The organism is Selenomonas sp. FC4001, assembly GCF_000701565.1.
GTDB lineage: Bacteria > Bacillota > Negativicutes > Selenomonadales > Selenomonadaceae > Selenomonas_A > Selenomonas_A ruminantium_B.
Genome location: NZ_JNJF01000004.1, coordinates 127,436 through 139,878, shown reverse-complemented (window position 1 = coordinate 139,878; position 12,443 = coordinate 127,436). Strand labels below are relative to the sequence as shown.

Below are 12,443 nucleotides of genomic sequence, written 5' to 3'. Positions count from 1 at the left end.
ATGTTTTCTATTAGTTCCGGCCCTTGCCTACGCCGCCCGGTTCCGGGGCAGCTACAGGCGGGGCAGCCGGATTGTTGTTTTGCTTGTTATTCGGATCTGACTTCTTATCGGCGCCCTTCTTGGCATCCTTCTTGTCAGCATCCTTTTTATCGTCTTTTTTCTTCGTGTCGGTCTTCTTGAGTTCCTGCTTCTTGTCGTCTTCGAGTTCACCCACACCGCCATAATTGCTGGAGCGTGAACCATCAAAGTTCTTGGCAGGAGTCTGCGCCGTGGCTTTCTTCATGAAGGCCTGCCATATTTCGGCGGGCAGCATGCCGCCCATGATGCCACGGGTTGGCGTATTGTCATCATTACCCACCCATACACCGGCAACAAGATCCGGGGTATAGCCGACAAACCAGGCGTCGTTGTAGTTGCTGGTGGTACCAGTCTTACCGGCTGCCGGACGGCCGATGTTGGCACGGGTACCCGTGCCTTTCTTGATGACATCTTCAAGCATATCCGTGAGTTCAGCCGCACTGTTTTCACTGACTACACTGCGCTGTTTCGGCTCGTTCTGCTCCAGCACCTTGCCGTTGCGGTCGAGCACCTTGACGATTACCACCGGGTCCACATGGACGCCCTTGTTGGCAAATGTGCCGTAAGCGCTGGTGATTTCAAGAGGCGTTACGCCTTTCGTCATACCGCCCAAAGAAGTAGCCAGCTGACGGTCATTGGCCGGGCCTTCCAAAACAAAGGTGGAAATGCCCATTTCCTGCGCATAATAGATGGGCTTGTCAATACCTAATTTCTGCGCAATCTTAACCGTCGGCACGTTCATGGAATGACGCGCTACTTCCCGCAGTGTGACCTTGCCGCTGAAATTACCGCTGGAGTTCTGCGGGCGCCAGCCATTGATGTCAATGGGGCTGTCGTTAATCACCGTGTTCGGGGTGAATTTGTTTTCCAAAGCAGCGATAAAGACAAAGGGCTTAAAGGCCGAACCAGGCTGGCGTACAGCCATGGTGGCGCGGTTGAACTGGTCGTTGCCGCGGCCGCCGACCATGGCTTTTACATAGCCGTTATGGGGGTCAATGGCCACGAGTGCCATCTGCGGCTGGGCCAGGCCGTTGCCATCCGTCTTATAGGTCGGCAGCTTGCTGACGGTTTCTTCGGCGGCCTTCTGCATATCCATATCTAAGGTGGTATAGATTTTGAGGCCTTCCTTATAAACTGCATCAGCGCCGTATTTATCGATGAGCTTCTGGGTTACATAATCAATGAAATAGGAAGCCACACCGGAATCGCTCTTCTTGGCCGGCTTCACGAGTTTCATATCTTCCTTCTTGGTCTTTTCGGCCGTGGAATGGGTGATATAACCGTACTTTTCCATCTGGTCAAGGACGATGGCCTTGCGTTCCTGAGCGGCCTGCAGATTATTCAGCGGGGAATAATAGTTCGGGCTCTTGGGAATGCCGGCCAGCATGGCGCATTCATTCAAATCCAAATCTTCCACGTTCTTGCCGAAGTAAGTCTGCGCAGCGGCCTGCACGCCATAGGCGCCCTGGCCAAAGTAAATCTGGTTCAGATACATTTCCAGAATTTCTTTTTTCGTATACTGGCGCTCGAGCTGCAGGGCCAGGAATACTTCCTGTACCTTACGGGTCAGCGTGCGCTCCTGGGTCAGGTAAGCGTTCTTCGCCAGCTGCTGGGTGATGGTGGAACCACCTTCGGCTACACCATGACCGCGGATGTTGGTATATAGCGCACGGGCAATGCCCCGGGGGTCAACGCCGGAATGGTCGTAGAACCGGTTATCCTCCACCGCTACGAACGCATCCTGCAGCTGCTTGGGAACCTGGGCAATTTTTACCGGACGGCGGTTTTCCGCCGCATGCACATTGGCAATTTCATTGCCGTTAATATCATAAATCTGTGAAGATGCCGGTGGCAAAATGTCATTGGCTAAATCCGGCTTGGTATTCATGCTCGCGGTTAAAAAACCACAGCCGATACCGGTAATCATCACCATGAGCACCAGACCAAAGCCTAAAATGACACGCTTTGCTGTTCCGCCAGATTTAGCAGAACGCTTTTGACGGCTCGCATTAGAATGTTTATCCATGAGCTGCCTCCTTAAATTTATACTTCCCCATTGTAACACAAATTCCCACTATCGTCCATGTATTAACAGGGCCGTATTATTTTAATTCCACCACCGTTGCACCGGTACCGCCTTCGTTGATATCCGCGAACTGGAAGCTCAGCACGTTGCGGTGGCTCTTGAGGTAGGCATGGACGCCCTTGCGCAGGGCACCGGTGCCCTTGCCGTGGATAATCAGCACCTGGCTGAGGCCGGCGATTACCGCATCGTCGATGAATTTTCCAAGCACCATTTCCGCTTCATCCACCATCATGCCGCGGATGTCAATGTCACGGCCGATGTTGGCGGTCTTTTGCAGGAAGCTGGCAGACTGGGAATTCTTGCGGCTGCCCGTGCTGGCACTTGGCTTTTCTGCTACTTTATGGGAGATAAAGGTGCAGGCGTTGGCCTTGAGTTTCGTGCGCAGGGCACCAACCTGTACCGTCAGGTCCTTGCCTTGAATTTCAAGCACGGTGCCCTTCTGGTCCAGCTTCTTCACATAAACCGTATCACCCACGCGGATGGTCTTGAGGTCAATGCGCTGACCGACACCCTTCTGGGCCATAATGCCCGGGTTGGCTTTCGCGGAAGCCTCGTTAATCTTGGCCCGCGCATTTTGGATGGCCTGCTGGCGCGCCTTGATGCCCAGGTCGTCAAACTGCTCTTTGAGCTGGCTGATAACCTCTTCCGACTCGCGGCGGGTCTGGCGGATAAGGGCCGCACTCTTGTCCTTGGCCTTGCGGATGATATCGCCTTTCTTCTGGCTCAATTCTTCCTTGGCCTTCAAGAGTTTTTCTTCGAGCTTCTTGACCCGCGCCTGACGCTCGGCAATATCGGCGTTGCGCTGCTCGTACATCATCTTTTCATTTTCCAGTTCGTTGATAACGTGCTCGAACTGGGCATGGTCGGCCTTGACGAGCTGCTGGGCGCGGATGATGAGTGAATCGGCCAGCCCTAAACGGCGGCTGATGGCAAAGGCGTTGCTGGCGCCCGGAATGCCGATCAGCAGACGGTACGTGGGCCGCAGGGTTTCAATGTCAAATTCCACGCAGGCATTTTCAATGCCCTCGCGGGTATAGGCAAAGGTCTTGAGCTCGGAATAATGCGTGGTGGCCACGGTAGTTGCCTTGACCTCCAGCAATTTTTCCAGAATAGACATCGCCAGTGCCGCGCCCTCTTCCGGGTCAGTGCCGGCGCCCAATTCATCGAGAAGCAGCAAGTCGTCGCTTTCCACCTTATCGAGGATGCTGACAATATGAGTCATATGCGCTGAGAAGGTGGACAGGCTCTGTTCAATGCTCTGCTCGTCACCGATATCGGCGTAGATATTAGCATAAATGGAGATTTCCGACCCCTGCTCGACCGGCAGATAAAGACCTGCCTGGGCCATGAGTACCATAAGGCCGAGTGTCTTCATGGTGACGGTCTTCCCACCAGTGTTCGGGCCGGTAATCAGAAGCATTCGGTAATCCTGCCCGAGTGTAATGCTGGTGGGCACCACCTTGTCGGCAGCAATCAAGGGATGACGAGCGTTACTGAGCACCGTGCGGCCTTCATCATTAATCAGCGGGCGCACAGCCTTCATGGCTCCTGCCAGTCTGGCCTTGGCGAAGGTGAAGTCAATATCCCCTAAAATCTCGCAGTTGGCATAAAGCGTATCCTTCTCGCGCTGAATTTCTCCCGAGAGCTGACGCAGAATGCGCTGAATCTCCTGCTGTTCAGCAAGCGTCAGCTGCTTCACATCATTGTTGAGTTCCACCACAGCCATCGGCTCGATAAAGAGTGTGGAACCGCTGGCAGACTGGTCGTGGATAAGCCCCGGGAAATGCGCGCGGTATTCGGCCTTTACGGGAATAACATAACGCTCATCACGGACGGTGACGATGGCATCCTGAAACATCTTCTGATAAGCTCCGTCATGGAGAATGCTGTTGATTTTATCCTTGATGCGGGTCTGGGAGGATTTGAGCTCGCGGCGGATGCGGCGCAGTTCCACGCTGGCATCTTCACGCATATTGCCGTGTTCGTCAATGACATTGTTGAGATTGCGTTCTAACTGCCCCAAAATTTCCAGCGAGCGCGCCCATTCCTGCAAAATCGGAGCTTCCAGTTCCAAATCCCGGAAGAAATACTTGATGGTGCGCATGGCATACATGGTGCTCATGATGTTCTGCAGTTCTTCGAGTTCTAAGATGGCACCCTTGGCAGCCTTTTTGAGCAGCAGGCGGATGTCGCGAATGCCGCCCAAAGGAGGCGCCGACATGGAGAGCACCTTCACGGCTTCCGTGGTCTGCTCCTGCCACTCCTGCACCTCCGCAAAATCCGAGCTGGGCAATAAGTCATGGGCCTTTTCCTTGCCCAGTGCAGAACCGGCATATTCTGCCAGCTTATCCGTTATCTTCTTGTATTCTAAAACCTTAAACGATTCCTGTTCCATTGAATTATTGAACTCCTCTAAAGTAGTGTCCGCGGGTAATATCCATGCCTTCCTGACGCTTTAACGCATCTTCCTGGGCTTCGTCGAGCTGGGCGGGCAGCTTCATAGCCTGCAGGTAGGCACGGGTAATCGCCGTGATTTCCGCCGGCTTCATGGCCTTAGCTTCAATCTGCAGGGTCTTGATGCCGGCACCCTTAAACTTCATGGCATGAGGCAGCATGGAGAGCGTCTTGCTGTTGAGCACGTGCATATGGCAGAACTGGTCCATACGCAGCGGGAACAGCGCCTCCTTGCGGTCCTTGAGCGCATAGCGCCCCTTGGTGCAGGGATGGCTGCAGGCACCTTCACCGACATTGCCAAGGAAGGAACCCGTCACGCAGTATTCGGAAACCATAAGTTCCAAACGGCCGTGCACGATAGCACTCAAAGGCAAATCGCCTTCCTTGGCCAAGGCTTCCATCTGCTGCCATTTGAGTTCCGGCGATAAGGTTGCCGAAGCCACACCGTAATCTTTTAGGAAAGCCAGCGTGCTCTTATTATAGGAAATCAAACTGTAATCGGCATGAATGGCAAAATCCGTCAGCCGCTTCACGAGCGCAATCTGTGCGATATTATGGACATGCACAGCCGCTGGCGGGAAGTTCTTGGCCGCTGTGAGAATCTTCTCGAAGAAGGGCTGGAAATCGTCGCGCATGATGCGTGGCAGATTAAAGTCCAGACGCACGTTGGCCTTCTTGGCCAGATGCCAGGCCTTTTCGTAATCCATCACAGTCAGTGCTTCATGCTCATAGGATTCGCCGCCAAAGAGGATGCCGTCGGCACCACCTTCGATGGCGGCGCGCATCTTTTCTAAACTATCCACTGCCACCATAAGTTTGGGCTGGGAGAGTTTCCCGGCAAATGCTTCGGCCTTGAAAGGCACAGGCTCTGCTACGCGCAGCGGATAATGCGCCAAACGCTGCGCATCGAGTTCTTCGACAGCCTGACGGCGGGCCTCGTTGATTTCACTCATGGGCACCATGACTTCGCCGCTGATTTCCGCCTGCAGCTCCGTCAGTTCATAGACAGATGTACCGAGTCTGTCCACTTGTTTGCGGATGACTTCATCCGACAGGGGACGCTTCTTGGCGGCTTCACCGATAAACTCCGTTTTTCCATGGCCGACATGTCCGGCATTATCCCGCAAAACAACCGTCAAGGGCTTGCCAATGGCGGCCTTGACTTCGGCAGTGATGGGAATGCGGCGCACAGGAGCACCGCTGGCGTATTTTCCCTTGGCCTGTTCCATCAGTTGGGCATCGTAGACCTTAAAGACGCGGTCATGGTCGCGCACAGCGGCGGGTATGGCAAAGCGCACCGTATCGCCGCTAGCCGCTTCCGTCAGTTTTTGACCTTTGACATTTGACATGTCATTTATCGTGGCCGTCACCCGGCCCCCGACCTTGACCCAAAAGTCAACCTGGTCGCCCAGAGCCAGACGGCCGGAAAGTTTCACCGTCACGAGCCGCTTATCCCAGTCATAAGCCGTTACCCGGCCAATGAGCAGGCCGCGGTTGTTTGGCCGTCTGTCGCTCATCATGGCCTTACCGGGACGATTCAGGAGATATGCCGTGGTAAAGTCACGATTAAAAATCTGCGCCAGATTATCCCGGGCTGACATGTCAACTTCGTATATTTGACTTGTCAAATATTGGTCAATGGCCTGACGGTAGGTTCCTACCACCGTAGCCACATATTCGGGACGCTTCATGCGGCCTTCGATTTTGAGGGATGCGACACCTGCCTTAATCAGGTCAGGAATCACATCAATGGTATTAAGGTCACGCGGGGACAGCAGGTAACTGCCGGCCTTATCCCCGAGCACATCATTGCCCGCTTCATCTACCAGCGTATAGGGCAAACGGCAGGGCTGGGCACAGCGGCCACGGTTGCCACTGCGGCCGCCAATCATGCTGCTCATAAGGCACTGGCCCGAATAGCAGACACAGAGCGCGCCATGCATAAAGACTTCAATCTCCACGTTGCAGTTGGCGCAGATATGGGCGATTTCCTTTAAGGATAATTCGCGGGATAATACCACGCGGGTAAAGCCTAATTCCTGCAGGGCCAAAACGCCTTCGAGGCTGTGCACCGTCATCTGCGTGCTGGCATGCAGCGGCATATCGGGCACGATTTCCCGGGCGATTTTCGCCACACCCAAATCCTGCACCAGAATGGCATCCGCCCCTGCTTCCCGCAAGAACAGCAGATATTCCTTCAGGGCGGGAATTTCCTCATCATCCACAATGGTATTGACGGTGATGTTAATCAACACGTCCCGCAAATGTGCAAAACGGATGGCTTCTTTCAAGCCATCCTCATCAAAATTATTGGCATAGGCCCGGGCCCCGAACTGGGTACCGGCCATATAAACAGCATTTGCGCCGCTTTCCACGGCAGCAATCAGCGCCTCACGGCTGCCTGCCGGGGCTAATAATTCAACCATTTATTCCGTCTCCTCGTTTGTTTCCATTTCCTGTACTTCCTGCAGATGCTGAACCTCCTGGAAAAGTTCCAGCTGTTCGTTGTCGAGTCCTGCCACCGCCTCTTCTGTGGTGGGCAGTTCCGGCAAATCCTCCAAGGTATTGATGCCGAAACACCGCAGGAAGGTATCCGTGGTGCCGTAGAGAATGGGCCGCCCTAAGACAGGTTTGCGCCCCACTTCCGCCACCAGTTCCAATTCCAGTAATTTTTGCAGGGCGCGTTCAATGCGCACCCCGCGGATATTTTCAATCTCCGCCTTGGTGATGGGCTGCTTAAAGGCAATGATGGAAAGCGTCTCCATGGTCGGCGCCGAAATCTTCCGATCCACCACCTGACTCAGCCGCTCAACGGTTACAAAGGCTTCGGGCCGGGTGGCCAGCTGATAGCCGCCTGCCACCTGCCGCAAGGTCAGGCCACTCTTGCGCTCGTCCAGTTCCGCCTGCAGCCGCGTAATGATATTTTGGGTCCCCAATACATCCAGCTCGATGATATGAGCGATTTCCTTGACGGTCATGGGATTGCCCGCCGCAAAAAGCACCGCTTCCACGAGCCCTGTATCGGCTATTTCTGCCCGTACTTTCTCAGGCATGAACTTCCTCCTCCCGGACACAGATATAGATTTCCGCAAAGGAACGCTGCTGCTTGACCGTTACCGTCCGCAGCTTCATGAGTTCCAGCAGGGCCAGAAAGGTCACGATGAGTTCCCCTCTGGTGCCGGAACGGAACGCCTCGGAAAAGAGCAGCTTCCCCCGGCTGCGTCCCAGCAGCAGAATAATATCTTCCATCTTGTCCTTGATACTGTATTCCTCCGGTTCCACCAATGCTTTGGGGATGGAAAGCTCCTCCTTGACGGAGAGCACCGTATGAAAAGCCTCCACCAGCTGGCGCAAAGAGAGATTTCCCGGTGGCAAATGATGCACCGGCAGTTCCATGGGCTCACGGGCCACAAAGCGCTCCTGCACGCCTGCCATATCTCCGAGCACCTGACTGACCTGTTTGAACTTGCGGTATTCCAAAATCCGCTGTACGAGTTCGAAGCGGGGGTCCTCCTCGGGCTCCCCTTCTGCCTGCGGTGCCTTGGGCAGCATCATGCGGGATTTAATCTGCAAAAGCGTTGCCGCCATCACCAGAAAGGAGCTGGCAATCTCCATATTGAATTCCCGGAACTTGTCCAGATAATCCAAATATTGACGGGTCAGCTCCGCAATGGGAATATCATAGATATCAATCTTGTTCTTCTCAATGAGATGCATAAGAAGGTCCATAGGACCTTCGAAGGCATCAATCTTAATCTTGTAATCTTCCATTTAGATAAAAGGCCGTAACAGTAACATGAAAACCTGCCAGATAAAAGCCCGACAAGGAATCAAAATCATGCTGAGCACCGGCGTCATCAGTAGCACAATGAGAATCAAAAAGCTGTAGCGCTCCAGCTCGGCCAGTTTGTAGGCCATATCCCGGGGCAGCAGCTGCATCAGTACATGGGAACCGTCCAAGGGCGGCAGCGGAATCAGGTTAAAGATGCCAAAGCCGATATTGAACTCAATAATCATCTGAAAGACCATGGACACGCCAGCGGTCATATCGCCCCCCACCCGCAGGTAAACCAGCAGGGCTACCAGCGCTAAAAAGGCCGTGACAAAATTCGCCATAGGCCCGGCCAGCGATACCAGAATATCATCCCGCTTGGGGTTCTTGAAATTCCGGGGATTAATCTGCACCGGCTTGGCCCAGCCAAAGTGCACCAAAAACAGCATCAGCATGCCAATGGGGTCCACATGAGCCTTGGGGTTAAGGGTCAGGCGCCCCATTAGTCGCGGCGTAAAATCCCCCAGCCATACCGCCACCTGGGCATGAGCATACTCATGCACCACCATGGCAATCAGCAAGCCCGGCAGGCCTGCGATAATATGCATTATATCAAAATCAAACATTTATTTCTCCTTCCGGCTGCGTTCCAACATCAAAATCGCCGTCACGGATTTGGAATCGTAAATTTCGCCCTTCAGTACCAGTTCCACGGCCTTCTCCAGCGGCATCTTCACCACGTTGATAAACTCATCCTCATCGGTATGCTGCTTGCCTGCCGTAAGGCCCGTAGCCGCATAGAGGTGAATGTATTCGTTGGAAAAGCCCACGGTCGTAGCAATGGTGGTAAGCTTCGTAATCTCTTCCGCCTTGTAACCCGTTTCCTCAGACAGCTCCCGCTCTGCACAAAGCAGCGGGTCCTCATCCGGAGCATCGAGCTTTCCTGCCGGAATCTCCAAGGTAATGCGGCCGATGGGATAGCGGTACTGCTTCACGAGAATCACCTGACCATCATCCGTCAGCGGAATCACGGCGGAAGCACCAGGATGCTTAATCCACTCGCGCGTAGCTTCGCCGCCATTGGGCAGTTTCACTGTATCTTTATAAACATGCAGCAGGTTTCCGTCAAAAATCTTTTCACTGCCAGTTTTTTCTTCGATTAAATCTTTATCACTTGTTTCCATTGATTACAGCCTCCCCGCAAATCACATACTCTATATTCTACAATATTTATGCCGTAACTTCAATACAGAAAAGCCTCCTCCCGTCAAACAGGAGAAGGCTTGCTTTCATTTTGGAGGCGACACTCAGAATCGAACTGAGGATAGAGGATTTGCAGTCCTCGGCCTTACCACTTGGCTATGTCGCCATAAAAATGGAGCGGAAAACGAGACTCGAACTCGCGACCCCCACCTTGGCAAGGTGATGCTCTACCAACTGAGCTATTTCCGCAAGTGGCGACCCGAAGGGGACTTGAACCCCTGACCTCCGCCGTGACAGGGCGGCATTCTAACCAACTAAACTACCGGGCCGTCTTTAATTTTTACCGCTGTGTTTCAGCGACATGTATTATTATACGGATAAGGGCAAGCCTTGTCAACACCTAAAATACAATTTTTCAAAAAAACTTTAACAAATTTATCAAAAGGTGCCGGAAATATCCACGACTTTATTGAACAGAGACTTATCCATCTCGTCGATGGGACGCCATTTGCCATTGCCGTTGCTGGTGAGAATCTGCTTGCCTTCCTGCTTGAAGAACACCTGCTGTACGGACTGGGGCTCCCCCTTCTTGTTGATGCTCTTTATCTTGGCCTGCCATTCATGCTTTTCTTTATTAGCCGTTACCGAACCGGCCACAATAAAGACCTTCTCACCTTCAAAGCTGTAGGCAAAGACATCCTTGATGGGCTGCTTTACCGGAGGCTTTTCCTTGGGCTGCTCCGTCCCAGTCTGCGGAATCTTATTGATTGGGGATACATCTTCGTTTCTGGTGGCCACGGTGGTTTCCGTTATCTGCTGGCTGGCGGGAGCTTCCCGGGACGGCCACAAAAGAGCCGCCCCGCCTCCTATAAGAGCCAGGCAAAGGATGCCACCAATGACAATTCTTCGCTTCTGCATTCTGCACCTCCGCAAAAATGATTACGGAATAATTATACAGGATTAGGATTGAATCCACAACCGCTGATATTTTTCCATCTGCCGGATAACGTATTGGATAACGCACTTGGGCATCAACGGGGTCTGGTCCATAATAATATGTGCCTTGTCCAAGGGAACGGTGAGAATCACCGCCCGCTCCGTAAGCACTTCCAGGGCCATATCGCCCTTTCTATCTGGCAGCAGCACCGTTTCGTTGAGCCAGCCGCCTTCCTTCTGGATATCGAGCGTATGGTACCAGCCGTCACCCAATTCGATACTGCGAGCCACCCGGCCCATTCCTAAAAAGACCATTTGTCCATCCAAATCCTTCCCCGCCAGACGGTCCCCTTCAAAATAGACATCCAACCGGGCATATTCCATAAAGCGCTGAATGAATCCACGGTCCAATTCCTTGAACAGAGTGATACGAGACAAATAATCCTGCAATACGGCACGGCTGTCCACTCTCTCGGTAACAGAATTCTCCACTCTCTCCAGGCGGTTGCCCAATCTCTCCTGGAAAACGCCTATCGGCAGATTCCAATCCGTCAGCATCTGTTGGAGGACCTGCAGATATTCCTTGACCAGAATTTCGATTCTCTCCCGGTCAAAAAAGCGTTCATCGTATTGCATGCTTATGGACAACTGATGTTCCTCATGATGGAAGGCTATACTTAATTTGTTGTCCCGTCCGTCCCAGAATTTTTGCAGAATAAGCTGCCCATCCACAGCTCCCGAAGCTTTCTCAAAGGAGTGGGTCTCATAGTGGAAATCACAAAAATCCAGAAAATGGTCAAAAATCCCCTTCTGCTTGCCCATCAGACTTTCGATATCCGACCGGCCCAAAGCAGCATAAGGCTGGGAAATTACAAACTGCTGGAACAGTTTATTCACGATTTCCTGTATGGTGACATTGTCATTTTCCACTTGCAGGCGCAGGGGCACCAAACTTGGAATGCGGCTCTGTCCGTCAGCACCTTTTTCCCGGCGGGGCACCCGCAGGCAGAAACCTACATCCCGGCATCCATTTTCCTGAAGCAGGAAAAGCCCCCAAGCCGTCTGCAGGATGGCCATGAGCATACTTTTCTTGTCTTTGGCCTTTTCCCGCAAATCCGACAAAATGGGCGCGGGCAAATGCGTAAAATATGCCCGATGTCTGGGGACAGGAATGGAGGTTTTGCCATACTTGGGAATACGGCAATTCTGGGGGAAGTTCCCGAGTATCTTTTTCCAGTACTCCCGCACAGGGGCCGCCATGGCAGACTTCTGCATCATGGCGCCATTGGCTGGCTGCGCACTGTCCTCCCATTTTAAGCCCAAAGCTCTGACAAAGAGCTTACGCACATCAAAATCCGTCAGCACGGCCTGCACAGCCGTTACCAGCACCGCATATTCATCATTGTGGGTGTGAAAGATGGAAAACCGCATCAGGCACCCATGACGCACATCAATGCCCTGACGCAAATCTGCATCCATAATACGGTGCAAGGTTGCATCAAGTTCATCCTCTTCTATGCCTTCCAGATTGCGATAGACAACTGGGGCAAGCACACGCCGTTCTTGAAAGACCACAGCCAAAATGCGCTTGCCCACCGAGCAGTAGTTCAGGCGCAGGGCGTCACATTCTTCCACCATTTTATACAGTGCCCGATTGAAATGCGGCGGCAGCAATCTGCCCCGAATTTTGTACAGATTTTGCACCAACACACCTAAAGGCTGAAAGGATGTACAGTTCGTAAACAGCCCTTCTTCTGCTGTTGTAAGCTCCCGCACATAGAGAATATGATTGGGCGAATAGCCCTGATTTTCATTCATCTGTCCGCCATAGAGTTGTTCCAGCACATTTTGCTCGTCCAAAGGCAGCTCAGCTACGGTGTATTTTTCCATTTTATTCCATCTCCTATGCCTCGC

9 protein-coding genes and 3 tRNA genes are annotated in these 12,443 nt (G+C 52.9%); all 12 read right to left on the bottom strand.

The window, feature by feature from the left end:
- Positions 1-10: 10 nt before the first annotated feature.
- Positions 11-2,104, bottom strand: coding sequence for a transglycosylase domain-containing protein (locus T320_RS00730; protein WP_026760791.1), 2,094 nt, complete (start codon positions 2,102-2,104; stop codon positions 11-13).
- Positions 2,105-2,180: 76 nt separating this feature from the next.
- Positions 2,181-4,559, bottom strand: a complete 2,379-nt coding sequence (locus T320_RS00725; protein ID WP_037351977.1) for an endonuclease MutS2 — start codon at positions 4,557-4,559, stop codon at positions 2,181-2,183.
- A 4-nt stretch (positions 4,560-4,563) separates the two neighbouring features.
- Entirely contained in the window at positions 4,564-7,044 is a 2,481-nt protein-coding gene (locus tag T320_RS00720) for a U32 family peptidase (RefSeq protein WP_037351975.1), read from the bottom strand.
- Positions 7,045-7,671: an SMC-Scp complex subunit ScpB gene (scpB, locus tag T320_RS00715; RefSeq protein WP_037351973.1), complete on the bottom strand. Its 627-nt coding sequence runs from the start codon at positions 7,669-7,671 to the stop codon at positions 7,045-7,047. It lies immediately after the preceding gene.
- Positions 7,664-8,389, bottom strand: coding sequence for a segregation and condensation protein A (locus T320_RS00710; protein WP_026760794.1), 726 nt, complete (start codon positions 8,387-8,389; stop codon positions 7,664-7,666). The genes scpB and T320_RS00710 overlap by 8 nt, the downstream gene beginning before the upstream one ends.
- Complete coding sequence (locus T320_RS00705; protein ID WP_037351957.1) at positions 8,390-9,016, bottom strand: site-2 protease family protein; 627 nt, start codon at positions 9,014-9,016, stop codon at positions 8,390-8,392.
- Positions 9,017-9,574, bottom strand: a complete 558-nt coding sequence (locus T320_RS00700; protein WP_037351955.1) for an NUDIX domain-containing protein — start codon at positions 9,572-9,574, stop codon at positions 9,017-9,019.
- A 111-nt stretch (positions 9,575-9,685) separates the two neighbouring features.
- Positions 9,686-9,759 (bottom strand) — tRNA-Cys (locus T320_RS00695).
- 7 nt (positions 9,760-9,766) lie between these two features.
- A tRNA-Gly gene (locus tag T320_RS00690) sits at positions 9,767-9,842 on the bottom strand.
- A gap of 3 nt (positions 9,843-9,845) precedes the next feature.
- Positions 9,846-9,922, bottom strand: a tRNA-Asp gene (locus T320_RS00685).
- A 109-nt stretch (positions 9,923-10,031) separates the two neighbouring features.
- Positions 10,032-10,511 carry a hypothetical protein gene (locus T320_RS00680; protein ID WP_037351952.1) on the bottom strand — a complete coding sequence of 160 codons (480 nt, stop codon included), beginning with the start codon at positions 10,509-10,511 and terminating at the stop codon, positions 10,032-10,034.
- A gap of 42 nt (positions 10,512-10,553) precedes the next feature.
- Positions 10,554-12,419, bottom strand: coding sequence for a condensation domain-containing protein (locus T320_RS00675; protein ID WP_037351950.1), 1,866 nt, complete (start codon positions 12,417-12,419; stop codon positions 10,554-10,556).
- Positions 12,420-12,443 lie beyond the last annotated feature (24 nt).

Coding starts and splice junctions, on each gene's coding strand:
- T320_RS00730 (WP_026760791.1), bottom strand. CDS start 2,104: ATGGATAAACATTCTAATGCGAGCCGTCAAAAGCGTTCTGCTAAATCT.
- T320_RS00725 (WP_037351977.1), bottom strand. CDS start 4,559: ATGGAACAGGAATCGTTTAAGGTTTTAGAATACAAGAAGATAACGGAT.
- T320_RS00720 (WP_037351975.1), bottom strand. CDS start 7,044: ATGGTTGAATTATTAGCCCCGGCAGGCAGCCGTGAGGCGCTGATTGCT.
- scpB (WP_037351973.1), bottom strand. CDS start 7,671: ATGCCTGAGAAAGTACGGGCAGAAATAGCCGATACAGGGCTCGTGGAA.
- T320_RS00710 (WP_026760794.1), bottom strand. CDS start 8,389: ATGGAAGATTACAAGATTAAGATTGATGCCTTCGAAGGTCCTATGGAC.
- T320_RS00705 (WP_037351957.1), bottom strand. CDS start 9,016: ATGTTTGATTTTGATATAATGCATATTATCGCAGGCCTGCCGGGCTTG.
- T320_RS00700 (WP_037351955.1), bottom strand. CDS start 9,574: ATGGAAACAAGTGATAAAGATTTAATCGAAGAAAAAACTGGCAGTGAA.
- T320_RS00680 (WP_037351952.1), bottom strand. CDS start 10,511: ATGCAGAAGCGAAGAATTGTCATTGGTGGCATCCTTTGCCTGGCTCTT.
- T320_RS00675 (WP_037351950.1), bottom strand. CDS start 12,419: ATGGAAAAATACACCGTAGCTGAGCTGCCTTTGGACGAGCAAAATGTG.